Source organism: Candidatus Alistipes pullistercoris (genome assembly GCF_027665465.1).
In the GTDB taxonomy this organism is placed as follows: Bacteria; Bacteroidota; Bacteroidia; order Bacteroidales; family Rikenellaceae; genus Alistipes_A; species Alistipes_A hominis.
The window spans coordinates 235974-259123 of record NZ_JAQDED010000002.1; the positions used below are offsets into that span (position 1 = coordinate 235974).

Here is a 23150-nt window from a genome sequence, read left to right on the forward strand (position 1 = left end):
AGTTATGGCACGCAGCACATTCAAAGTCCTTTTCTACCTGAAAAGGCGGAACGAGAAAAACGGCAAAGTCCCTGTTATGGGGCGCATTACGGTCAACGGGACGATCTCGCAGTTTAGCTGTAAGCTAAACGTTCGTCCGGCGTTATGGGACACCGAAGCGAACAAGGCATCCGGCAAGAGCGTCGAGGCGCAGCGGATCAACGAGAAACTGGAGAACATCAAGACCAACATCGGCAAGCAGTACCAGCGCATCTGCGACCGGGACAGTTACGTTACCGCCGAAAAGGTAAAAAACGCATGGCTGGGCATGGGCGGCGAATGCAAACTGCTATTGCAGACCTTCGATGAATATCTTGTTGCGTTTGAAAAACGTGTCGGCAAAGATCGTTCTCCGAGTACACTCGAAAATATTCAAAGAGCACGCAAGTACCTTGCGGAATTTCTCGAAGAAGAATATCATCTGTCCGATATCCCGTTTGGGGAGTTGAAAGGGGAATTCATCGAGGAATTCGCCGTCTTTCTCTCGAATAAACGCAACCTCATGTCCGGCACGATAGAAACCCCGGTCGGCAAACTGCATCGTATGACCTACACGGCTGTTAAAAACGGTTGGATCGCCGCCGATCCGTTTGCGGGATACAAGTATAAGGTGGTGCATCGTGATCGTCGTTTCCTCACGGAAACCGAATTGCAAGCCGTGATGAAAGTGTATGTACCCAACTATAAAACGGCGATTGTCAGGGATATATTCGTATTCTGCTGTTTTACGGGCATGGCCTACTCGGACGTGAAGAAACTGACGCACGCCGATATTCACACGGACGGGAACGGGGAAATGTGGATTATCGACAACCGCGCCAAAACGGGGACGCAGTTCCGGGTAAAACTATTGCCCGTGGCCCGTCAGCTTGTCGAGCGGTACAGCCGTTTGTCGCTTCCGGGCGGCGTGGTGTTTCCCGTCAAGGACGATAATTCGATGAACATGTCCCTGCGCCATGTGGCCCGGCACGCCGGACTGTCATTCTATCCCACCACCCACACCGCGCGGCATACGTTCGCGACGACCGTAACGCTCTCGCAGGGCGTTCCGCTTGAAACCGTGTCGAAAATGTTAGGGCACAAGCACATTACCACGACGCAGATCTACGCCAAAATCACGAACGACAAGATCGGGCGGGACATGAGCGCATTGGAGGCCAAGATCGGCGACAAGTTCAGCATGGCCCGATAAGCGGCAGGGAAAAAGGGACGGGGGTTCCGGGATCGCTGAAAATCCCGGAACCCCCGTCCCTTTCATTGGCCGCCGGGCCTATGGTTCGTCCGGCTCGTCCTGCCGGGCCAGTTCGTTGTAGAGGTCGATCCGTTGCATACAGACTTTTTCAACGATGCTTTGCATCCGCTCCACACGGTCGAGATGCTGTTCCAGTTCGGTTACATGGATAAAGAACGAAGAATCGTACCGGGCATTGATGATAAACCGCCTGAGACAAGGCAGCGTGTGAATCGGAGTGAAGCTGTCCGATTCAAACAATAAAAACAGTTCCGCCGACAGAGTGCGCGTTCTTTCGTGCAGAATCATCACGTCGCGCGTGTCGAAATCGAAACCGTGATAAACCCGAAACAGCACCTGAAAAAAATAGACGGCGGCTTGCGCGGTGGCGAATGCGGCCTGCCGGATTTTGTTCTCGGTAAGCGCCGTACCCGCCTGCTCCAGAAACTGGTCTCCGAGTGACATGAATGTAGTGTAATAGTGTTTTGCATTGCATGCTGCCTCAGAGAAAGGATATGGCCTTTTCGGTCGTTTGAATTTGTGGCGGTCGCTGCAGTAGAGCAGCACCCCCTCTTTTCGCGCCAGATAGAACAGCGGAGAGGACTGCGAAACGACATAGTTAGCGGCATACATATAGATATTGAGATAGGGCGCACCGTGTCCCGCGCCGGGCATTTTCATTTTCAGGTAACGTCTCACATCGAGCCAATTATACTGCGGTGTGTCGTGGGTGGCGATCAGCAAATCGTAGCTGAGCGCGTCGCTGTGAGGCGTACCGCCCGCCATCGAGCCGAAAAGCAGGATATAGGCCGGGTCTAACAGTTCGCTCAGGCATTGGGCGATGCGTGCGACTACCCCCGGATCGTAGAGCCTCGGAGTTTCGGTGGCCGGAGGTTCCGGCATCGGCGGCGTGTCGTTCGGGACGGGTTCCATCGTTTCGGCGGTTGGTTCCGGTTCCGATGTCGCGGGGACTGTCAGGGTCAGCGGTCGGAGTTGTTCCGCTTGCGTGTTTTGTCCGGGTTGCGTTTGCCCGGTTATTTCGTTCGTTTCCATGTGGTCGATTGTTAAAATGTTGACAATAAAGATTTAACCCTTGCCGTGCCGTAAGGCGCGGAAAAGACAATAACGGTTTGACCGACAATGTTTTGTCAGTTTAGCAGATGGAAACGGAAACGGGATAAACGATTGCGGGGCATGTGCCCGCCTTGTCTGGCCTTACGGCTTGTCTGTACCGGAGTACGGACGGATGGTGTTGTTCGCATAATAATTAAAATATACGCAGCTGCGAACAACATCATCCCCATTTTTCAGGTTCCAAAGTGTGCCGTTCGCGGGTCGCTAAACCCCAACGGCTCTGCGCATACCTTTTTGAGTATGTTGCACCTGAAACCATTTCGTGAAAAATGGCTTGCTATGATATTGTTCGCAGGAGCAAAGATACGAAAAAACCGGATAAACAAACGGTAAAGGCAGTAAAATAAAGCGGGGCCGCCTGAATCCCCGCCCAGCTATGTGGCCACGCCGCTAGTCCCTCCCCCCCCTTATCCCCGACTGAACCCCGTCCCGTTTCCGACCGTACCCCGGCGTGAGCTTCGATGCTACACGTCCCGCACTCGCCGTCCCTTGCCTCCGCCGACTCCACGCGGCGGGGCAACCGGGGCAGCTTCGGCGTGCCGTGAACGGGGCTAACGCCCCGGCATCGAACGCTCCCGAAAACGGAAGAAGCAAGGTTGTACCCGGAGGCCCTCGAAACCCCCATTCGGGGGCTTCTCGGACGCTCCGGCAACCTTGCCCTGCGGGGCTGTCCCGCCCGACGCGCTCCCTGCGGTCGCACGCCGGAACATCCCCCGCTCCCGTCGGTCGCAGGGGATTCGAGACTCTCGGCGTCTGCGACACCGGCGGACGGCTCCCGTCGGTCGCCCGCCCGCTAACTGAAGACAAAAGAGCATTGACAGACGATTGCGCGGCCAACGAAAGCACAAAAGCTGTACAAGGTACACAACCCCGCACGATTCTGTCATGCGATACAGGCGCTTTAAAATGCGGGAAACGTGCCTAAGATAGACTTATCGTTCTAGGTACGGGAAAGTCAGTGAAATAGGAGAATACAGTCTCCCTTTCCAACCGACCGCAAAGATACAGATTCGGGGGATAAGGCGCAAGGCTATACAAGCGCCCGTACCGGGCGGCCTTGCATCTTATCCCCCGAATCTTTGGGCTGGTCGCTACCGATGGGAAAGGGAGGATCGTGTGCAAATACTTTCCGATCATGCCCTCTGTGCCGGAACCGAAATATCCCCGGAAATCCCGTAAAAACCAAACAGAAACATTGGTTTTGTCTGTGTTTTTTCGTATCTTTGTATCAGTTATTTGAGGTTGTGAACATCGACGCACAAAACGGAAAATAGTACCGTTGCCAACTCGTTACCTCATCCCGTCAAAAAAAGTGCAACAAGTCTTTTATCAACTCGTTGCACTATTTTAAGGTTACCGGCTTGTTCCGGTTATCTTTGTCCCGCGTTCCGATACGGCATCGTACCGGCATATACGACACGACACAAAGCGAAAAGACCATGAAATACAAATTTACCGCACTGAAAACCGGACTTCTGATCAGCCTATTGATGGGTTGCGCCTGCTGCAACCTCCGCCGAAACACGGTGGAACAGATACAGATCATCCCGGCCGACACCGTAAAATCGCTGTTCAGCAACCACGAGTCGAACGATACGCCCGTCGAGAAGAAAATGCGCGACCAGGGACTGGTCGACATCGCCGAACAGGATTCGTCGATCGCCGTGCGCCTGGTCTATGCGACACCCTACAACTTCATGGGCAAACGGCTCTATCACGGATTGACGAAAGCCTTCATGCTGCCCGAAACGGCCGGTATGCTGATCGATGCGAAAAACCGGCTCAAAGCGATCCGCCCCGACCTGAACCTGCTGGTCTACGACGCCGCACGCCCCCTTTCGGTACAGCGGGAAATGTGGGATATGGTCAAAGGAACCGCGATGAAAGATTTCGTAGCCAACCCGAACAACGGCCCCGGTATGCACAACTTCGGAGCAGCGGTCGACCTGACGCTAATGGACTGCACCGGACAACCGCTGCCGATGGGATCGTGTTACGACTTTTTCGGCGACGAAGCGCGCATTACCGACGAGCGGCAGTTGCTCGACTCGGCGCGTATCACCCGGCGGGAACTGGAAAACCGACTGCTGCTGCGCCGGGTAATGACCGAAGCGGGCTTCACGACCATCTCCGAGGAGTGGTGGCACTTCAACATCATGCCGACCGCCGAAGCCCGTAAAATATTAACGCCTATCGACTGAACACGCCGGATCGGGCGGAGGCAACCGACTCCGCCCGATCCGTTTCGAGACACGGGATTCTATTTACTGAAATCCAGATTTTCAGGAGATTCGGGAATATTTGGATTCATATCCATGCCTGTCAACGGAACCGAATCGCCGACGATTTCGAACGACACGTTACCGAACCAGACTTTTCCCTCTCCGTCCAACAATACGCCGTAGGCCAGCTTTCCCGCATCGGCAGGGACATCGAGTACGATCTGACATTGCTTCCAATCCGTAGTTCCTTTTATCGGACGACCCTGCATATTGTCAAAAGCGAGACTGTTTCTGGAATTTTTCGCATCGACCCGGAACCACATGCCAGCCCAACCGGTAACATTTTCCGATTTGATATCCGCAGTCATTTTAACGCGTTTACCGGCATATTGGCCGGGAAGACACATCTGCATCAATGTACCGAACTTTCCAACGCCTGACTGAAAAGCCTCGACCGACTGAATCACAGCTACGTTCTTCCCATCTTTTTTCGCAGACGGATCGACCCCCATTTCATAATTTTCAGGTGCGGTGCCCGCTTTGATCCACCCTTCCGGCACGGTCAGCGATCCGGCGGCATCGCTGTTTCCGGCCATTCCGAAAGACATCAGCGCCAAAGCCGCTACTGGAAGGTAAACCAGCGACTTCCAATAAATCCTTCCGTTTTTTCTCATCGTGTTCATCATGGCAATTCGTTTTTTGGTTTGACAATAGGTGTTATTGAAATTGGTTGCGAGTGCAAAATGTTGCAGGCCGACGCTTTTACGGATAATCAGCATCTGGTATTTACGGGCGTCGACGCCACGCTTCAACGCATAATCGTCGGCCTGGTATTCATGTATCTCACGCAGATCCCGCTTGATCAGATAGATCACCGGATTGAACCAGAAGACGATTTGCGCCACGGTAAGCAACGTCAGATCGAACACGTGTCCCAACTGCCGGTGTCCCTGCTCGTGGGTCAGGATCTCCTCCCGGTTGTTCGCGTAATCTTCGTCGGAAATGACCACGTATTTTCCGAAAGAAGCCGCCGACACCATCCCCGGCAAGACGATCACCTCGGCCCCGTTCTCTCTCCTGGGACGCGCTTGCCTGAGCCATCCGAACAGACGGAACATCCCCACAACGAATATGAAAAACGACACCCCGGCCCCGAAAAGGTAGATCCAGAATACGATCCCGACCGGAGTGACCAAAACGACCGGGACATCGACAATTTCGGCCGCCCGGGCGACCGTCTCCCTATCCCGAACCACCGGACGCTCTTTCGCTCCCCGATCTTCCGGAACGCCGGTACGGGATATTCCCGAATTAGCGACCGGCAGCGGAAGCGCCGTAGAATACCCGTCCAAACGAGTCGCGAACGTCGTTTCCGGAATCGTCGCGCCGGTCCAGCTCCACCCGCCCGGCGACGGAAGGAAGGGAATCGCCAGCGGCAGGATCACGATCAGCAGCAACGTCGCCCGGTTAAAAGCGAAACACGTCTCTTTCCGCATCAGCAACCGGAAACAACCGTAAAAAACGCCGGTGCAAACGCTCGTAACGAGCAAATAGATCAATAAAGCTTTCATTTCTTTTCTTTTTGGGAGTGAGCCTCCACCTGTGCGATCAACTCCCGGATCTCCTCCGCAGAGATTTTCTCCTCCTCGACGAACATCGAAAGCACCGATGCATAGGAATGGTTAAAATACTTGCCTACGATGTTCTGCAATGACATCCGGCTGAAATCTTCGCGCGAGATGACCGGAAAGTAACGGTACGTGTTTCCGAACTGCTCGTGATCGACAAATCCTTTGTCCTCCAAGCCGCGCACGACCGTAGACACCGTATTATAGTGCAGTTTCAAATCGCCGAGCGCTTTCAGGATATCATTGATGAACAGCGGTCCTCGGTCCCAGAACTGCTCCATAATCTCTTCTTCGCGGTTTGTCAAATGTTTCATGGTTCCTGTTTTTAATGATTGATTTTCAAACGGAGAGCTACGACACAAATATAACTAAAAAAAATAGTTCACAAACTATTTTGCATAATTATTTAACTAAAAAATATAGTTAATATAAATACACACTAACAATCAACTATTTACAAATAAATAGTCCGATAAAATCTCAAATAATACCAAACTATTTTTATTTTCTGCTATTCGGGAAAGAGAGAACTAGAAACGCAACTTGCGAAAGAAGGTTTCCATCCATTCGCGGCACTCTTGTTCGAGAATGCCGGTGCGAACCTGCGTTTTCGGATGGAACAGCGAAGGCGTATGCAGCGACGCCCCCCGTTTCGGATCGGGCGCGCCATAAATCACCTGCCCCACCTGACACCAGAAACAAGCCCCGGCACACATGACGCACGGTTCGACGGTCACATACAAACGGCATTCGTTCAGGTATTTCCCGCCGATCGCTCCGGTCGCCGCCGTCAGCGCCTGCATCTCGGCGTGCGCCGTCGGATCGGCCAGCGTTTCGGTCAGGTTGTGGCCGCGTCCCACGATCCGGTCGCCGTACACGACCACCGCCCCGATGGGCACTTCTCCTTTATTAAAAGCTTTGCGGGCTTCGTCCAGAGCCTGCCGCATGAAAAATTCATCGCCGTTTTGCATCCCGTTCGCCAGAAATTTACTATCTTTGAAACCTGTTTTGCAGGATCGGAGGAACTGATTTCCCGGCACATTCCCGCATTTCAAAAGACAAAAATATAAAAAATCAGGTAATGTACAGAACGCATACCTGCGGAGAACTCCGCATCGAAAATTCAGACCAAAACGTTACGCTGGCCGGCTGGGTACAGAAAGTGAGAAATCTCGGCGCCATGACGTTCATCGATATCCGCGACCGTTACGGCATCACCCAATTGGTAATCGAAGAACATTCGTCCGACGAAGTGCGCGCCACGGCCGCCGGACTGGGACGCGAATACGTGATACAGGCCAGCGGGAAAGTGATCCCCCGGGCCGCGAAAAACCCGAAGATCCCGACCGGCGAGATCGAAGTGGCGGTCGACGGACTGAAGGTGCTCAACGTATCGCAAACCCCTCCGTTCACGATCGAAGACAACAGCGACGGCGGCGATGAACTGCGGATGAAATACCGTTTCCTCGACCTGCGCCGCAACCCGCTGAAAAACGCGCTGATACTGCGTCACCGGATGGCGCACGAAATTCGCAATTACCTGGACGAAAATAGCTTTCTCGAAATAGAAACGCCCTATCTGATCAAATCGACGCCGGAAGGCGCGCGCGACTTCGTGGTTCCGTCGCGGATGAACCCGGGCGAATTCTACGCGCTGCCGCAGTCGCCGCAAACGTTCAAACAACTGCTGATGGTGGCCGGTTACGACCGCTATTTCCAGATCGTGCGCTGTTTCCGCGACGAAGACCTGCGGGCCGACCGTCAGCCGGAATTTACGCAGATCGACTGCGAAATGTCGTTCGTCGAACGCGAAGACGTTTTGAATATGTTCGAAGGCCTGGCAAAGCGCCTGTTCAAAAACATCCTCGGCAAAGAGTTCGACGGGAACTTCCCGCGGATCGGCTGGCACGAAGCGATGGATAAATACGGATCGGACAAACCCGATATCCGGTTCGGCATGACGTTCAACGACATTACCGAAGCCGCCCAAGGTAAGGGATTCGGCGTATTCGATTCGGCCGAATATGTCGGCGCGATCTGCGCCGAAGGGTGCGCAGGCTATACCCGCAAGCAGCTGGACGAACTGACCGAATTCGTCAAAAGGCCGCAGGTCGGCGCCAAAGGCATGGTGTACGTGCGCTGCGAAGCCGACGGCAACTACAAATCGAGCGTAGACAAGTTCTACGGACAGCAAGACCTCGGGAAATGGGCGGCGCAGTGCGGCGCCAAAGCGGGCGACCTGCTGCTGATCCTCAGCGGGCCGCGCAGAAAAACGCAGACCGCCCTGTGCGAATTACGCCTCGAAATGGGCAATCGGCTGGGACTGCGGTCGCACGAGAAGTTCGCGCCGCTGTGGGTAGTCGATTTCCCGCTGCTCGAATGGGACGACCAGACGCAGCGTTTCTACGCGATGCACCACCCGTTCACGTCGCCGAATCCCGAAGACATCGGCCTGTTCGACACCGATCCGGGAAAAATCCGGGCCAACGCCTACGACTTCGTCGTCAACGGCGTGGAAGTCGGCGGAGGGTCGATCCGTATCTTCGATGCCGAACTGCAGGCAAAGATGTTCGAAACGCTCGGCTTTACGCACGAAGAGGCGGAGAACCAGTTCGGATTCCTGATGAACGCATTCCGGTTCGGCGCGCCGCCGCACGGGGGTATCGCCTTCGGGTTCGACCGCTGGTGCGCGCTGTTCGGCGGAGCCGACTCGATCCGCGACTACATCGCCTTCCCGAAAAACAACTCGGGCCGCGACGTAATGATCGACTCGCCTTCGAACATTTCGAACGCGCAGCTCGAAGAACTGTCGCTGACCGTCAAAAAAGAAGAAAAGTAAATCCAAGACGATTCCCGTTTCGGGGAGTCGTCCGTTTCGATATTCATCCCGGAGAGGTTTCCTTTCCGGGATATTTTTGTATAAATTTGTATAAATTTGTATAAAACCGACGACTCGATGAAACGAAAAATCACCGCCCTGCTGTTCGCCTGCTGCGTCACGACGCTCGCAGCGCAAAGCGGCCAACCGCAACCGCCCGAAAATTACCGTCCGAGAATCCACTTCTCGCCGGCCAAAGGCTGGATGAGCGACCCGAACGGACTGGTTTATTACGACGGCGAGTACCACCTCTGCTACCAGCACATCCCGTTCGACGAAAACGGCAACCTCCCTTGGGGAGGGATGCACTGGGGACATGCCGTCAGCCGCGATCTGCTGAACTGGCAGCACATGCCGATCGCGCTGGCTCCGGACAGCCTGGGCTATATCTTTTCGGGATGCTGCGTAGCCGACCTGAACAACACGTCCGGACTCGGAACCGCCGCCGATCCGCCGATTCTGGCGATCTTCACCTATTACGATCCGGTCGCCGCCGCCCAGGGACGGATCGAAACCCAGTCGCAAGGACTGGCATACAGCATCGACCGGGGACGCACGTGGACCAAATACGCCGCCAATCCGGTTCTGCCGAATCCCGGCATCGCCGACTTCCGCGATCCGCACATCGTCCGGCACGAACCTTCCGGACAATGGATCATGGTGCTGACCGCCGGCAAAGCCGTCCGGTTCTACGGATCGCCCGACTGCCTGCACTGGGAATACCTCAGCGAATTCGGGCACGACCGCGGATCGCACGTCGGGCCGTGGGAATGCCCCGACCTGTTTCCGCTCCGGGTCGAAGGATCGAAAGAAATCAAATGGGTGCTGCTGGCCAGCGTCGTGAATTTTACCGAAACGCCCGATAAGCTCGCTACGGCGACCCAGTATTTTATCGGAGATTTCGACGGAAAACATTTTACCAGCGAACAAACCGATACGCTGTGGATCGATTACGGCAAGGATAATTACGCGGGCATCACGTTCGACAACGCGCCGGACGACCGCCGGATTTTCGTCGGCTGGATGCACTCGCACCAATATGCGGCGGCCGCGCAGGGGCATACGACCCAGTCTTGGTCGGGAGCCGCCACTTTCCCGCGCGAACTGAGCATCGTCCGCAGCGCCGACGGCTACCGGCTGAAATCGAAGCCGGTGCGGGAACTGGAACGGCTTCGCGGCCGATCGGTGAAACTGAAACGGCAGAAAATAAACCGTACGGCGACGCTGTCCGACCGGATTCCGTTCGACAAAGCCCCCATCGAACTCGACCTGACTTTCGATGGCATCGACGGCCCGGATGCTCCGTCGCGATACGGCATCCGGCTCCGCAACGACCTCGGGGAGTACGTCTCGATGGAATACGACCGGAAGAAACGGCTGTTCCGGGTCGACCGCACGCAAGCGGCGGCCGTCCGGTTTTCGGATCCTTTCGCCTCCGTACAGACCGCCCCCTACGAACCGGAAACGGGAACGATGCGCTGGCGGTTGCTCGTCGACGTCGCGTCGATGGAGTTGTTCGCGGCGGACGGCCGGATCGTCTTCACCGACGTATTTTTCCCCGGCAAACCGTTCGATATCATCGAACTATTCACCGAAGGCGGCAACGTGACGCTGAAAAAAGGCGATGTTACGGCGCTGGAAACGATCCGATGCAATCCGGTAGAACCCTGACCTCACGCTGTCCGAAACCGACAGCCAGGAGAGTGGGAACGTCTTGCGACGCCCGCCGGAACGTTTCGTTTATTAGTAATATAAAATAAAAGTTATGAAAAACCGGAAAAAAATCGTTGTCTTCACCGGCGCCGGAGTCAGTGCCGACAGCGGCATCTCGACTTTCCGCGACTCCGACGGGCTGTGGGACAAATACCGCATCGAGGACGTATGCACCCCCGAAGCATTGGCTCGCAACCGCAAAACGGTCATCGACTTCTACAACATCCGGCGGCGCGAGTTGCTGTCGAAAGAGCCGAATGCCGGACACTACGCGATCCGGAAACTGGAAGATCATTTCGACGTGGAGGTCGTCACGCAGAACATCGACGACCTGCACGAGCGGGCCGGCAGCACGCACGTCACCCACCTGCACGGCGAACTGCGTAAACTGCGCAGCAGCGCCGACGAATCGCTGGTCGTACCGATCGAAGGTTGGGAACAACACCTCGACGACCGCGCCCCGGACGGATCGCTGCTACGTCCGTTCGTGGTCTTTTTCGGCGAGGGCGTCCCGATGTTCGACCGCGCGGCCCGAATCGCCGCTACGGCGGATCTACTGATCGTCGTAGGCACCTCGTTGGCCGTGTATCCGGCCGCCTCGCTGGTACGCTACATCCGACCGGATGTCCCGGTTTACCTGATCGACCCGAACGAGCCGGATATGTCCGGTATCCGCAACCCGACAGAACTTATCCGGATGAACTCGGCGCAAGGCACTCCGCTGCTTGTGGACAGGCTGATCGGCGAGTTCGGAAATCGCTGATCCTACGCCAAGACAGCCGGGAGGCTTCCGCACGGAAGCCTCCCGGCTGTCTTTATACGCTTTCGGATTATCAGTAAACGAGCGATGTTTCCGGATTCCGATACCAATCCTTATGCCCCCCGGAAGCTACCCAACTGCTGAAATCGGGGTAAGCCTCATCGATCCGCGTTCCTTCCTTCGGACACCGGAAGTCGTAACCGGCGATATGGATCGCAAACGGGAACTGATTGTTTTTCGACACGTAATACAGGCCCTTGTCGGGCTGCGAAACGTCGTGTCCGAAATGCAACTGCGTCCTGTCGGCCAGCGCCGTCGGAGGATAATTGACCAAATGCACTTCGGATCCCCGTCCTTCGTCGGTCTTCAATACGGCGAACGGATTGTAAGGCGGTACGACCCGCTCGTAACCGATCCCGCTGGTAAACGAAGTCGTCACTGTAAACGTATGTCCCAGCGCAACGCCGATATCGTCGAACAACACGACCGTCGGATGATCCTGACCCGGTTCCAGGCTCTTCCCTTTCATGAAGGAAGACGGCGCCAGGTCGCTTTCGATCTGCACGCTCCGAACCGCATCCGCCCCGAACAGGTGCAACTGATAACCGAAACCGTCGGTATAAGCCGCGCCATTGTGTTTAGCGGTAAATTCATCGACGGTACGGGACACGTTGTTGCTTCTGTCCGTATAAACCCGGCTTTTATACAATACGACCACGTCGTTCATATCGTAGTCCCCTTCGTAAGGCCACAGATCCTCGAACGCCAGCGTTCCCCGGTATTCGGTGTAGGTATCGGGGTCGGCGCCCGGTTCCGGCAGATCAGGAACGCCGGGAATCGCGTTCTGGTGTTCCATCTGTAGACCGAACAGCGCGTCCGTATAATTCCAGTCCTTGTTGTCCTCGAATCCGACGGCTACCCATCCGCTTTGCCGGTCATACAGAGAAACCGTGCGCTGCTGGCGCTTCCCGTCCGCCATCGGGTTCAAATCGGGCTTCGAATAACGGATATCCTTCGCATAATCGTAAGATGCGATATTCCCACTGGCAAACCAGTGTCCCATCAGGAAAAATCCGATGCTGACCCCGGCCGGGAATTCATCCTGAAAAGCCGTTCCGTCCCAGTACTTGAGCTGCACCCGATCGCCGGCAAGCAACGACCCGACACGCACATCCGAATTACCTTTGTAATACTTGGTTACATTCGGGAATGCGATGATTTTCGTCAGGGCGTCCGCCGCAGGAACCGTTCCGGTCGGATAGGTAAAATATCCCACGACGTTCTGCCACGAAGCGCCGCTTTTCAGAAAGACCATATTGATCTTGGTCGGCGACTCGATCGAAATATCCGCACTGGCCTCATCTTCGAACAATTCGGGATAAACGGTAGTGATGAATTTGCCGACGACTCCCGAATAGACCTTATCCACCCTCGCAACGAACGAGGCAGGCAGTTCATTATCCGACAGCACATTAGGCAACGTTCCGTACACATCCGTCCATTCGGACAATACTTTGCAATCGTCCGGATACGTGTAACCGCTCCCGGTCATCGCTTTCGATCCGGCATGCTGCGCGATATACTCGTTCTGGTCGAAATCGATCCGGTTTCCGGAAACTTTCAGATGCGCCGTTCCGACGGAACCGATCGCATCGGACGACAACCAGACCTCCGTCACCAGCGAAGGCATCGTCAGATTGCCGGAGAAATGCCCCGTCTCGTCGGTATATCCCCGGAAATAAGGTTCGACCTCTTTCTTGGTCAAAGTGCCGTCGGCATTCTCTTCATAGGGATTTTCACCGAACACCTCGAAACCGATCTGATAACCGTTCAGACGGTAATCGATGTTCGCGGCATACGACTGCGCCGTCGCGAACGTCTGATAATCGCCCGCAGACGGATCGTCCGGTTTCGGGCCGTCGCTCGGATTTTTGACGCAACCGGTCGCAACGACCGACGCCATGCAACAAAGCAGAACCCGTCCCGCATTGAAGCCGCCTTTATTTTTCCTCATACTAACAATCCTTTAAATATTCAATGCAAATGTAGAGCATTTTTAAAGGATCGGTACTTATTTTTCTTTCAATTCGATAAAAACTTCAAGTTCCGTTAATAATTTTTGCACAGGGAGCCCCATTACATTGTAAAACGAACCTTCGATCCGCTCGATCGCCACATAACCGATCCATTCCTGAATGCCGTAAGCGCCCGCCTTGTCATACGGACGGTAGCGGTCGACGTAATAGTCGATCTCTTCGTCGGACAGTTGTTTAAAAAAAACCTTTGTCCGGGAATCGAACGTGCGGCTGCGGCTTCCATTGCGCAGCGTAACCCCGGTAATCACCGAATGACTGCGTCCGGAAAGGCTCCGCAACATGTCCAGCGCCGTCTCCCGCCCGGCGGGTTTGCCCAAAATACGGCCGTCCGCAATTACGACCGTATCGGCCGTAATCAGGATATCCTTCCCGCCGAGCGGCTCCGGATAGGCTTCCGACTTCAACCGCGAAAGGAAAGCGGCCACTTCGTCCACCGGCAGGTCGCGAGGATACTCCTCGACGACTTCGTAATCGCCGGCCAGCGAAAACTCCAATCCGCAATCCGCGAGCAATTGCCTGCGCCGCGGAGAGCGACTGGCCAGGATCAAATCGTATTCTTTTAATTCCTCGATAAAAAACATATGCAGGATTTTCGATTATCATCGGACGCATCCGATGAGATACCTTGCAAAATTACGCAAAAACATCCTGAATATCCCCTTTTCCCATTCGTTTTATACCTCGCTATTCGGTAGAAGGCCAGGCTTACATCCTGCGATACAGGCTCCGGGGGATTATTTTCAGCGCCAAGCCGATCCACCGCCAGCGCGGGGTGACGTACTGCACGGAACGTCCTTTGCGAACGGCCCGGCAAATGCACTGCGCGGCCCGCTGCGGCGAAGCGATCCAGAAATGGCCTTCGCCTTTCATCATCGCCGTGCGCACCGATCCGGGACGGATATCGACGACCCGAATCGGAAGCTTTTGACGGCAAGCCTTCTGGCGCAGACTCTCCAGGTAATTGATCTGATAGGCTTTCGACGCGGCATAAGACGGGGCCGTGCGGCTGCCGCGCAGTCCCATCACCGAGGTAACCGCCGCGAGACATCCCCCGCCGCGACATTCGAAATAACGGTAACACCAATCTACCGTGCGGGTAAATCCGTCCACATTCACCCGGTTGGTCGCCTCCTCGATCCGGTAGTCCAATCCGTCGTTCAGGTCGCCCGTCCCGGAGCAAAAAACAATCAGTTCCGGACTCCCCAGCGAGCCGGTCAACGCCGCGAGCCGGTCGCAGGCATCGGGTTGCGCAATATCGAAAGCGGCCGTTTCATAGCGCTGCGGAGCGGAACGCGCCAGTTCTTCCAGCAAAGCCTCCCTCCGGCCGGTAATCCCCACGCGGTAACCCTGCGAGGCGAGCTGCGCCGCCACTTCGCGGCCGATCCCGGAAGTAGCTCCGATCACGACCGCCGTTTTCGAAACATCGTTTGTTCTCGTCATCGTATGCGTTCCATAATTAACTACGGCCAAAAATACATACGCTCGGCGCGGAATTTCTTGAAAAAATTCAAGATTTTCTTTTCGATGACAATTTTCGGCGAATGTGGCTGACCGTCTCCGGCGTCACGCCGATAAACGAAGCCAACTCCTTGAGCGGAATAACGTCCACAAGCCCCGGATAACGGTCGATCAGATTCAGATAGTGCTCTTCGGGCGTTTTACAATAGAAATCGAGCAGCCGGTCGTAAGTTATGGCAAACAGTTCCTCGGCGACCCGGCGCCCCAGGCGCTGCCCTTCGATACCGCTTTCCCAGTAACGTTCGAGCTCCGTGCAGGGGAGCAGGTACGACACCGACTCCGCAACCGCCCGGATATCGACCACGGCAGCCGTACCGCAGATAAACGACCGGTAATCGCAAACGTATTCGTCCGGGAAGGCATATCCCACCACATGCTCGTTTCCGCGCCCGTCAAGGCACGTATAGCGAAACACGCCGCTCTCGACGAAAGCGACGAAACGGGGAACGCTTCCGGCCGTCAGGAACGGTTCGCCCCGTCCGTAAACCCGGCGCTCGCCTCGTTCCGTAAAAAGCGGTTTCAACAAAGAGACATCCAGCCGGTCGGCATAACGATTGAATCGGTTCATAAACGCGACAAAGGTACTCGTCCAAATTTTACTTGATGTCGAAATCGAGCAGCAAACGTCCTTCGAGCGAGGCCCGGATACGATCTCCGGGACGCACCGGACCGACGCCGACCGGCGTGCCCGTATAGATCAGGTCGCCGATTTTCAGCGTCACGAACTGCGACACGTAAGCGATCACCCGGTTCACGCCGAAAATCATCTGCGACGTATCGCCGCGCTGGCGCACCTCGTCGTTGAGCGACATCTCGAAATGCAACCGCTGCACGTCGCCGCCCAGTTCGGCCAGCGGAAAGAACTGCGGCGACAGCGCCGCCGAATGGTCGAACGCCTTGCCGATCTCCCACGGCAAACCTCCTGCAATGCACTCGCGTTGCAGGTCGCGGGCCGTAAAGTCGATACCGAGCCCCACCTCGTCGTAATAACGCGGGGCGAAACGCTCTTCGATCGCCTTGCCCACGCGGTTGATCCGGACGACCAGTTCCGTCTCGTAGTGCAGATCCCGGCTGAACGCAGGCACGTAGAACGGATCGTTGTTGCGCAACAGCGCCGTGTCGGGCTTCATGAAGAACTGCGGTTTCCCGGGCAGATCGCGCGTATGGTCCAGTTCGGCGACATGCTCGGCGTAGTTCCGTCCGATGCAGATGATTTTCATTTCTTATCTTCTTTAAGCAGTTCGACCATTCGCGCCCCGACACGGTCGGAGGCTCCGCTGCCGCCGATCAGCCGACCCAGCTCGGCGTAATCGGATATCATCCGGTCGTGCTTCGCCCCGCCGGGCAGGATCGCCCGCAGTTCGGCCGTCGCATTCGGCATATTCATCTGGTACTGCAACAGTTCGCGCACGCACTCGCGGTCGAGCACGAGGTTTACCAGCGACACGTACTTCGTTTTCAGGAACATTTTGCCGATCAGCATCGTCGGCAGGTCGCGGCGGTAACACACCATCTCCGGAACGCCGAGCAAAGCCGTTTCGAGCGTCGCCGTACCGGACGTCACGACCGCCGCATCGCTGACGGCCAGCAGTTCGTAAGTTTTGTCGCACACGTAACGGACGTCGCTGCCGGCCAGGTAAGGCGCATACACCTCGCGGTCGAGCCACGATACCCCCGCCACGACGAATTGGTATTGCGAAAATTCCGCGGACAACTCCACCATGAACGGCAGGTTGAATTTGATTTCCGAACGGCGGCTACCGGCCAGCAACGCTACGATCGGGCGGTCGTCGAGTCCGTTTTCTTCGATAAAACGGGCGTACGGTTGCAGGTTTTGCCGGCGCTCCGCAATCGCGTCCATCAGCGGATTGCCTTCGTAGATCGCTTCGATCCCATGACGGCGGAACCAGGCCGTCTCGAACGGGAAGATAACGAACAGCCGGTCGACGTACTTCCGGATTTTTTCGACGCGCGACTCTTTCCACGCCCACGCTTTCGGCGCGATATAATAATAGGTCGGGATGCCGTTCTCTTTAGCGAATTTCGCCATCCTCAGGTTGAACCCGGCGTAATCGATCAGGATCAGCACGTCCGGACGGTAAGCGGCGACGTCTTCCTTGCAGGCGGCGATCTGTCCCAAGATCGTGCGCAGGTTTTTCGCTATCTCGACAAAACCCATGAACGATGCCTTTTTATAGTGCATCGCCAGATTTTCCGCACCGCCGACGGCAGCCATCTTGTCGCCGCCCCAGAAACGAAACCGCGCCTGCGGATCGGCTTTCAGCAATCCTTTCATCAGGTTCGCGCCGTGCAGGTCGCCCGACGCTTCCCCGGCAATCAGGTAATACTTCATCGCTATATGATTTTTATCTCGTTGAATTCCATTCCGCAACCTTCGACCCGGATCACTTCAGCAGATCGGGCCGCAGCCGTTCGGTGCGTTCCAGCGCCTGCTGCTCTTGCCATTTGTCGATCTCGGCGAAATTGCCCGACAACAGCACGTCCGGCACGCGCCATCCGCGGAACTCCGCCGGACGGGTATAGACGGGCGGCGCGAGCAGGTTGTCCTGAAAACTGTCCGTCAGCGCCGAAGCCTCGTCGCCGATCGCCCCGGGAATGATCCGGATCACGCTGTCGGCGATGATCGCGGCGGCCAGTTCCCCGCCGGTCAGCACGTAATCGCCGATCGATATCTCGCGCGTAATCAAGTGTTCGCGCACCCGGTAGTCGATTCCCTTGTAATGACCGCACAGGATGACGATATTTTCGAGCGTCGACAGGCGGTTGGCCTCGTGCTGGTCGTACCGAACGCCGTCGGGCGAAGTATAGATAATCTCGTCGTAGCTGCGTTCGGCCTGCAACGCTTCGACGCAGCGGAAGATCGGTTCGGGTTTCATCACCATGCCGGCTTCGCCGCCGAACGGGTAATCGTCCACCTGACGGTGTTTGTCGAATGTATAGTCCCGGATGTTATGGATATGGATTTCGACCAGTCCTTTTTGCTGCGCCCGCTTCAGAATCGATTCGTTCAGCGGGCTTTGCAACAGTTCCGGAACGACCGTAAGGATATCTATGCGCATGGCCCGATCAGCGTTTGATACGGCTCGATCTTCGACCCGTGTATGAAAATAATGTCTTTCGTATCTTCCGGCGCGAGCGGCTTCATCCGTCCGTCGCACAGCGTAAACCCGCGATAACCGCGCGATTCGAAAAAGCCGGCGATCGCCGTGCGCGTAGCGCCGCCCGTCTCGATCAGTACGGTCGGCAGGTGCCGCTCGATCAACGGCCGCAGTTCCGGGATCACGACGCCCTCGTATCCTTCTATATCGCACTTTATGAAGTCGATCTTCGGCAAATCGGCGAACAGTACGCTGCCGCGCCGCATCTCGGCCTCGAACTCGACGACCGGCAGGCCGTCCGTAGGCCGATCCATCACGAAATTCTGCCCGGTGCCGAAATAGCCGTTCTCGCCGACCGAACTGTTCCCCATCCGGATCGTCTTTTCGGCGTCGCCGAGCGCATAATTCAGGATTTCGACATTGCGGTATTTCCGCAGGTTACGGCGCAACACATTCAAGATCGGACGCACCGGCTCGACGGCGTACACTTTTCCCGACGGGCCCGCGAGCCCGGCCAGCACGTAAGAATAATATCCCAGATTCGCGCCGATGTCGATCGCCGTATCGCCGGGTGAAACGAGGTATTTGAGAAAACGCGGATATTCGTACACCTCCGAGCGGGGCGAAACGCCCCACCGGTATCCCTGCAGGTACATGCCGCTGAGCACCCGCAAGTAACTATCCAGCGACAGGTTTTTATACAACAATTTGCGGATCGCATTTCCCATCTGTCCCATCGTATCCGGCATTCGAAAGATTAATAATTGACCTCCCCGCCGAGCACCTCGGTTACGAACGGATTGTAGAGCGCCTCGTGGCCGATCGTACTGTCCTGCCCGTGCCCGGGATAGAAATGCACGTCTCCGCCGAGCGGCATTAGTTTATCGAGGATGCTACGCATGATCCAACTGTAGTCGCCGCCCGGAAGGTCGGTGCGGCCGATGCTTTCGCGGAACAGCGTATCGCCGGTGATCAGCAATTTCTCGTCTTTGTTGTAGAGGCAGATATGGCCCGGGGTATGGCCCGGAGTCTCGATAATCTCCATCGCGGTATCGCCGAAACGAACCTCCTTTTTGCCTTGCAGGTCGATGTCGATCGTCGGCACGGAATCCACTTTGAAGCCGTAGATCGCTCCGTGCGTCGGGGCCGACTCAATCAGGAAAGCGTCGCGCCCGTCGATTGCGAACGGAATCCCGTACCGCTCCTTGACGTAGTTCACGCCGAGCATATGGTCGACATGACCGTGCGTATTGACGGCCATCACCGGCTTCAGACCGTTCGACTCGATATAATCGGACAGCGCCTTGTTTTCCTGCGGCGTATAACCGCCGGCGTCGATGATGATGCACTCTTTCGTCTGATCGGACAATACGATCGTATTCTCCTGAAACGGGTTCGAAACGATAATTTTAACGGTTATCATAGATTGTCGGTTCCAAAATTTTACACAAAGATAGTTATCATTACCTTTGTAAGAAATAAAACAGGACAAAGTGGCAAGAAAAAAAGCGAACTACCCGCTCGTCGAAGGGCTCGAAATCGTCGACATCGCCGCCGAGGGCAAGGCGCTCGGCCGGTGGAACGACATCGTGGTATTCGTCCCGATGGCCGTTCCGGGCGACGTGGTGGACGTACAGATACGCAGCAAACGGCGGCGGTTCATGGAGGGATACATCGTAAATTACGTAAAAAAATCGCCGTTGCGCGAGGAGCCGGTCTGCGAGCACTACGGCACCTGCGGGGGATGCAAATGGCAGCACCTGCCCTACTCCGAACAATTGCGATTCAAACAACAGCAGGTCGCCGACCAGCTCGGCCGGATCGGAAAAATCGAACTGCCCGCAGTCAGTCCGATCCTGGGTTCGGCGAAAACGCTCTTTTACCGCAACAAACTCGAATTCACTTTTTCGAACAAACGGTGGCTGACCGCCGAAGAGATCGCTTCGGGCGACGAAATCGCCGACAGTCCCGCGCTGGGGTTTCACATCCCGAACCTGTTCGACAAAGTGCTCGACATCCGCAAATGCTGGTTGCAGGACGATCCGTCGAACCCGATCCGGTTGGCCGTGCGGGAATTCTGTCTCGAAAACGGGTATTCGTTCTACAACATCCGCGAGCACAAAGGGCTGATGCGCAACCTGATCGTCCGCACTTCCACGACCGGAGAGGTGATGGCGATCGTCGTTTTCGGCGAAAACGATCCGCAACGGATCGACGCGTTGCTGCAACACACGGCGGAAAAATTTCCGCAGATCACGTCGCTGATGTACGTCGTCAACACCAAACTGAACGACACGATCGGCGACCTCGACATTTTGCTTTATAAAGGCAACGACCATATTTTCGAACAAATGGAGGGACTGCGGTTCAAGATCGGGCCGAAGTCGTTTTACCAGACCAATTCGCTGCAAGCCTACGAGCTTTACAAGATCGCCCGCGACTTTGCCGCGCTGACCGGCGCAGAAACGGTTTACGACCTCTACACAGGAACCGGGACGATCGCCAATTTCGTGGCGCGGCAATGCCGGAAAGTAGTCGGCGTCGAGTACGTACCCGAAGCGATCGAAGACGCGAAAGTCAACGCGCGGCTGAACGGCATCGGCAACGCCGTTTTCTATGCCGGCGACATGAAGGATGTGTTAAACGAGCGTTTCATTGCCGAAAACGGGCGGCCCGACGTGGTGATCCTCGATCCGCCGCGAGCCGGTATCCACGAAGACGTGGCCCGCACGATCCTGACGGCAGCGCCCGCTCGAATCGTCTATGTCAGTTGCAATCCGGCCACGCAGGCACGCGACGTCGCGCTGCTCGACGGGGCGTACCGGGTGACGAAAATCCAGCCGGTGGATATGTTCCCGCATACGCACCATGTCGAAAATGTGGTACAATTGATGCGTCGATGCAACGTTTAGGGATCGGAAACGATCTTATATACAGTTACAAACTCTAAAAAAGAATGACTATGAAAAAACTGATGGTATCCGTGGCGGCCGTATTGCTCGCCGGATCGCTGTTCGCACAGGAAAAGAATTACATCGACCAACCCTATATCGAAGTGACCGGCAAGGCCGAAATGGAAGTCGTTCCAGACGAAATCTACCTGCGTATCGTCATCAACGAAAAGGACAACAAAGGCAAAGTATCGGTCGACCAGCAGGAAAAAGAGATGTTCAAACAACTTAAGGGAATCGGCATCGACCTCGAAAAGAACCTCGTCGTACAAGATATGTCCAGCGATCTGCAAACCTACTTCCTGCGTAAGAACGCAATCCTTTCGACCAAGGCCTACCAGTTGAAGGTAAACAGCGCCCAGCAACTCGGCGAGGCGTTCCAGGCGTTGCAGACGGCCGGTATTTCGGACGTGAACATCGAAAAGACGGACGTTTCGAACATCGAGGAGCTGCGCCAGGAAGTACGCACGAACGCGGCCAAAGCAGCCCGCAAAAACGCGGAAGTGCTGGCGGCGGCGCTCGGACAGCAGGCTAAGGAAGCGATTTTCGTACAAGATTACGGATTCAACATGCGCCCCTATGCGAACGTACTGATGGCCAAAAGCATGGCCGTAGCCGACGCTGCGGGAGAGGAAGCCGCTCCGCAGTTGGAATTCCAGAAAATCAAGATCGAGCACTCGGTCATGGTGCGCTTTATCCTGGGACTTTGATCCGGCCCGAAATAGAAATTACCGGGGATGGTTCCCCGACCCTGCGTCACCCGGTTACGGGTGACGCTTATCATTCCGTGCGGGGCGCGGTCGGCGAATCCGAACACGTCTTTATCCGCGAAGGATTTTTATGCAGCGAGTCGCCGCACGTCCGGATCTTCGAAGCCGGATTCGGCAGCGGGCTGAACGCCTGGCTGACGGCGCAGGCCGCACGGCGGGAAGGCCGTACGGTTTTTTACGAAGCCGTCGAGCGCTATCCGGTCGATCCGCAAACTGCCCGAAAACTGAGCTATGCGACCGATCCGCTGTTCCGGGCGCTGCACGACGCGGCGTGGAACGTCCCGGTCGGCATCGACGAACGCTTTACATTGAAAAAAGTAGAGGCGGCGTTGGAGGATTACCGATTTGACACTACCTTTGATCTGGTGTACTTCGACGCATTCGCCCCGGACACCCAGCCCGAACTGTGGAGCAAAGAACTATTCGCACGGTTGTATGCCTGTCTCGCCCCGGGCGGCACGCTGGTCACCTACTCGGCAAAAGGCCTGGTAAAGGAGAACCTGCGCGCGGCCGGCTTCGAAGTCAGGCGGTTGCCGGGAGCGCTCGGCAAACGCCACATGGTACGCGCCGTTAAACCGGAGCGATCCGACACCGGCTCAGAAGACTAAACCGAACGACGATGGAGACAAAAAAGCATTGTTTCGATTTCCGGCAATACCGGACGCAGCAGGAGCTACCGGAGCAGGAACGCCTGCTGATCGGCAAAGCCGCGGAAGCCTGCGGTTCGGCCTATGCGCCCTATTCGGGATTCCGCGTCGGGGCGGCCGTGCTGCTCGATGACGACGAAATCCTGACGGCTTCGAACCAGGAGAGCGAGGTATTCCCGTCCGGCATGTGCGCCGAACGCAGCCTGCTCTATTACGTACAGGCGAACCGTCCGGGCCGAACGATCCGGACGATGGCGATCGCCTCGGCGCCGTCGCCGAGGGAGTGTACCCCGTGCGGCGCATGCCGGCAAGTGATCGCCGACGCCGAAAAAAGGCAACAGGCGCCGATTCGGATCGTGATGAGCGGAGCGGGCCGGGCGATCGTCGTCGAAGAAGCGAAACTGCTGCTGCCGTTTACATTCGAACTGGAATAATCATCTCAAC

At 56.1% G+C, this 23150-nt stretch carries 22 protein-coding genes; 9 read left to right on the forward strand and 13 right to left on the reverse strand.

Translation table 11 applies throughout. The features are described 5' to 3' along the window. Positions 1-4 precede the first annotated feature (4 nt). Positions 5-1231 carry a site-specific integrase gene (locus PGR91_RS04315; protein ID WP_118656288.1) on the forward strand — a complete coding sequence of 409 codons (1227 nt, stop codon included), beginning with the start codon at positions 5-7 and terminating at the stop codon, positions 1229-1231. Positions 1232-1309: 78 nt separating this feature from the next. On the opposite strand, the gene PGR91_RS04320 is transcribed toward PGR91_RS04315, so the two are convergent. Next, positions 1310-2323 carry a nucleotidyltransferase domain-containing protein gene (locus PGR91_RS04320; RefSeq protein WP_118656290.1) on the reverse strand — a complete coding sequence of 338 codons (1014 nt, stop codon included), beginning with the start codon at positions 2321-2323 and terminating at the stop codon, positions 1310-1312. A 1520-nt stretch (positions 2324-3843) separates the two neighbouring features. On the opposite strand from PGR91_RS04320, the gene PGR91_RS04325 reads away from it, so the two are divergent. Continuing rightward, complete coding sequence (locus tag PGR91_RS04325) at positions 3844-4605, forward strand: M15 family metallopeptidase (protein WP_118656292.1); 762 nt, start codon at positions 3844-3846, stop codon at positions 4603-4605. A gap of 59 nt (positions 4606-4664) precedes the next feature. On the opposite strand, the gene PGR91_RS04330 is transcribed toward PGR91_RS04325, so the two are convergent. From PGR91_RS04330 to PGR91_RS04340, 3 genes are all read right to left on the reverse strand, one after another. Continuing rightward, positions 4665-6197 carry a M56 family metallopeptidase gene (locus PGR91_RS04330; RefSeq protein ID WP_118656294.1) on the reverse strand — a complete coding sequence of 511 codons (1533 nt, stop codon included), beginning with the start codon at positions 6195-6197 and terminating at the stop codon, positions 4665-4667. After that, a complete protein-coding gene (locus PGR91_RS04335; protein ID WP_055205490.1) occupies positions 6194-6568 on the reverse strand; it encodes a BlaI/MecI/CopY family transcriptional regulator in 375 nt (124 codons plus the stop codon). The genes PGR91_RS04330 and PGR91_RS04335 overlap by 4 nt, the downstream gene beginning before the upstream one ends. Positions 6569-6784: 216 nt before the next feature. Then, entirely contained in the window at positions 6785-7225 is a 441-nt protein-coding gene (locus PGR91_RS04340) for a nucleoside deaminase (protein ID WP_259336727.1), read from the reverse strand. 110 nt (positions 7226-7335) lie between these two features. Between PGR91_RS04340 and aspS the strand changes: the two genes are divergently transcribed. The 3 genes from aspS to PGR91_RS04355 all read left to right on the forward strand — a co-directional run bounded on the left by aspS (position 7336) and on the right by PGR91_RS04355 (position 11608). After that, a complete protein-coding gene (gene aspS, locus PGR91_RS04345; protein WP_118656296.1) occupies positions 7336-9093 on the forward strand; it encodes an aspartate--tRNA ligase in 1758 nt (585 codons plus the stop codon). 117 nt (positions 9094-9210) lie between these two features. After that, a complete protein-coding gene (locus PGR91_RS04350) occupies positions 9211-10803 on the forward strand; it encodes a glycoside hydrolase family 32 protein (RefSeq protein ID WP_145996496.1) in 1593 nt (530 codons plus the stop codon). 94 nt (positions 10804-10897) lie between these two features. Continuing rightward, positions 10898-11608: an SIR2 family NAD-dependent protein deacylase gene (locus tag PGR91_RS04355; RefSeq protein WP_101571057.1), complete on the forward strand. Its 711-nt coding sequence runs from the start codon at positions 10898-10900 to the stop codon at positions 11606-11608. Positions 11609-11678: 70 nt separating this feature from the next. Here the strand turns inward: PGR91_RS04355 and PGR91_RS04360 are convergent, their stop codons facing one another. The 9 genes from PGR91_RS04360 to PGR91_RS04400 form a co-directional block, all read right to left on the reverse strand. Then, positions 11679-13619 carry an LruC domain-containing protein gene (locus PGR91_RS04360; RefSeq protein ID WP_118656298.1) on the reverse strand — a complete coding sequence of 647 codons (1941 nt, stop codon included), beginning with the start codon at positions 13617-13619 and terminating at the stop codon, positions 11679-11681. A 57-nt stretch (positions 13620-13676) separates the two neighbouring features. Continuing rightward, a complete protein-coding gene (locus tag PGR91_RS04365; protein ID WP_118656300.1) occupies positions 13677-14282 on the reverse strand; it encodes a Maf family nucleotide pyrophosphatase in 606 nt (201 codons plus the stop codon). 124 nt (positions 14283-14406) lie between these two features. Beyond that, complete coding sequence (locus PGR91_RS04370) at positions 14407-15141, reverse strand: SDR family NAD(P)-dependent oxidoreductase (RefSeq protein WP_101571062.1); 735 nt, start codon at positions 15139-15141, stop codon at positions 14407-14409. Positions 15142-15208: 67 nt separating this feature from the next. Next, on the reverse strand, positions 15209-15787 hold the full coding sequence (locus PGR91_RS04375) for a Crp/Fnr family transcriptional regulator (protein WP_118457985.1): 579 nt from the start codon (positions 15785-15787) through the stop codon (positions 15209-15211). 28 nt (positions 15788-15815) lie between these two features. Continuing rightward, on the reverse strand, positions 15816-16439 hold the full coding sequence (locus PGR91_RS04380) for a fumarylacetoacetate hydrolase family protein (protein ID WP_118656302.1): 624 nt from the start codon (positions 16437-16439) through the stop codon (positions 15816-15818). Further along, complete coding sequence (gene lpxB, locus PGR91_RS04385; protein ID WP_055205481.1) at positions 16436-17572, reverse strand: lipid-A-disaccharide synthase; 1137 nt, start codon at positions 17570-17572, stop codon at positions 16436-16438. The genes PGR91_RS04380 and lpxB overlap by 4 nt, the downstream gene beginning before the upstream one ends. Before the next feature lie 52 nt (positions 17573-17624). Next, on the reverse strand, positions 17625-18299 hold the full coding sequence (gene trmD, locus PGR91_RS04390) for a tRNA (guanosine(37)-N1)-methyltransferase TrmD (RefSeq protein WP_055205480.1): 675 nt from the start codon (positions 18297-18299) through the stop codon (positions 17625-17627). Continuing rightward, positions 18290-19075, reverse strand: coding sequence for an FkbM family methyltransferase (locus PGR91_RS04395; protein ID WP_310648900.1), 786 nt, complete (start codon positions 19073-19075; stop codon positions 18290-18292). The genes trmD and PGR91_RS04395 overlap by 10 nt, the downstream gene beginning before the upstream one ends. A gap of 20 nt (positions 19076-19095) precedes the next feature. After that, the gene (locus PGR91_RS04400; RefSeq protein ID WP_101571070.1) at positions 19096-19761 is read right to left on the reverse strand and encodes an MBL fold metallo-hydrolase; all 666 of its coding nucleotides are present in this window, start codon (positions 19759-19761) and stop codon (positions 19096-19098) included. A gap of 70 nt (positions 19762-19831) precedes the next feature. Here PGR91_RS04400 and rlmD point away from each other — a divergent pair, with 70 nt between their 5' ends. Genes rlmD through PGR91_RS04420 form a run of 4 tightly spaced genes read left to right on the forward strand, consistent with a single transcriptional unit; the run spans position 19832 to position 23140 of the window. Beyond that, positions 19832-21250 (forward strand): 23S rRNA (uracil(1939)-C(5))-methyltransferase RlmD, encoded by a 1419-nt coding sequence (gene rlmD, locus PGR91_RS04405; protein ID WP_101571072.1) that lies wholly within the window; start codon positions 19832-19834, stop codon positions 21248-21250. Positions 21251-21300: 50 nt separating this feature from the next. Next, positions 21301-21999 (forward strand): SIMPL domain-containing protein, encoded by a 699-nt coding sequence (locus tag PGR91_RS04410; RefSeq protein ID WP_101571617.1) that lies wholly within the window; start codon positions 21301-21303, stop codon positions 21997-21999. Next, positions 21996-22667: a tRNA (5-methylaminomethyl-2-thiouridine)(34)-methyltransferase MnmD gene (gene mnmD, locus PGR91_RS04415; protein WP_055205476.1), complete on the forward strand. Its 672-nt coding sequence runs from the start codon at positions 21996-21998 to the stop codon at positions 22665-22667. Before PGR91_RS04410 ends, mnmD begins: the two co-directional genes overlap by 4 nt. Positions 22668-22678: 11 nt before the next feature. Further along, the gene (locus PGR91_RS04420) at positions 22679-23140 is read left to right on the forward strand and encodes a cytidine deaminase (RefSeq protein ID WP_101571074.1); all 462 of its coding nucleotides are present in this window, start codon (positions 22679-22681) and stop codon (positions 23138-23140) included. The last annotated feature ends 10 nt before the right edge of the window (positions 23141-23150 follow it).

Excerpts from the sequence above, each read along its gene's own strand:
- PGR91_RS04315 (WP_118656288.1), top strand. The coding sequence starts at position 5 with ATGGCACGCAGCACATTCAAAGTCCTTTTCTACCTGAAAAGGCGGAAC.
- PGR91_RS04320 (WP_118656290.1), bottom strand. The coding sequence starts at position 2,323 with ATGGAAACGAACGAAATAACCGGGCAAACGCAACCCGGACAAAACACG.
- PGR91_RS04325 (WP_118656292.1), top strand. The coding sequence starts at position 3,844 with ATGAAATACAAATTTACCGCACTGAAAACCGGACTTCTGATCAGCCTA.
- PGR91_RS04330 (WP_118656294.1), bottom strand. The coding sequence starts at position 6,197 with ATGAAAGCTTTATTGATCTATTTGCTCGTTACGAGCGTTTGCACCGGC.
- PGR91_RS04335 (WP_055205490.1), bottom strand. The coding sequence starts at position 6,568 with ATGAAACATTTGACAAACCGCGAAGAAGAGATTATGGAGCAGTTCTGG.
- PGR91_RS04340 (WP_259336727.1), bottom strand. The coding sequence starts at position 7,225 with ATGCAAAACGGCGATGAATTTTTCATGCGGCAGGCTCTGGACGAAGCC.
- aspS (WP_118656296.1), top strand. The coding sequence starts at position 7,336 with ATGTACAGAACGCATACCTGCGGAGAACTCCGCATCGAAAATTCAGAC.
- PGR91_RS04350 (WP_145996496.1), top strand. The coding sequence starts at position 9,211 with ATGAAACGAAAAATCACCGCCCTGCTGTTCGCCTGCTGCGTCACGACG.
- PGR91_RS04355 (WP_101571057.1), top strand. The coding sequence starts at position 10,898 with ATGAAAAACCGGAAAAAAATCGTTGTCTTCACCGGCGCCGGAGTCAGT.
- PGR91_RS04360 (WP_118656298.1), bottom strand. The coding sequence starts at position 13,619 with ATGAGGAAAAATAAAGGCGGCTTCAATGCGGGACGGGTTCTGCTTTGT.
- PGR91_RS04365 (WP_118656300.1), bottom strand. The coding sequence starts at position 14,282 with ATGTTTTTTATCGAGGAATTAAAAGAATACGATTTGATCCTGGCCAGT.
- PGR91_RS04370 (WP_101571062.1), bottom strand. The coding sequence starts at position 15,141 with ATGACGAGAACAAACGATGTTTCGAAAACGGCGGTCGTGATCGGAGCT.
- PGR91_RS04375 (WP_118457985.1), bottom strand. The coding sequence starts at position 15,787 with ATGAACCGATTCAATCGTTATGCCGACCGGCTGGATGTCTCTTTGTTG.
- PGR91_RS04380 (WP_118656302.1), bottom strand. The coding sequence starts at position 16,439 with ATGAAAATCATCTGCATCGGACGGAACTACGCCGAGCATGTCGCCGAA.
- lpxB (WP_055205481.1), bottom strand. The coding sequence starts at position 17,572 with ATGAAGTATTACCTGATTGCCGGGGAAGCGTCGGGCGACCTGCACGGC.
- trmD (WP_055205480.1), bottom strand. The coding sequence starts at position 18,299 with ATGCGCATAGATATCCTTACGGTCGTTCCGGAACTGTTGCAAAGCCCG.
- PGR91_RS04395 (WP_310648900.1), bottom strand. The coding sequence starts at position 19,075 with ATGGGACAGATGGGAAATGCGATCCGCAAATTGTTGTATAAAAACCTG.
- PGR91_RS04400 (WP_101571070.1), bottom strand. The coding sequence starts at position 19,761 with ATGATAACCGTTAAAATTATCGTTTCGAACCCGTTTCAGGAGAATACG.
- PGR91_RS04410 (WP_101571617.1), top strand. The coding sequence starts at position 21,301 with ATGAAAAAACTGATGGTATCCGTGGCGGCCGTATTGCTCGCCGGATCG.
- PGR91_RS04420 (WP_101571074.1), top strand. The coding sequence starts at position 22,679 with ATGGAGACAAAAAAGCATTGTTTCGATTTCCGGCAATACCGGACGCAG.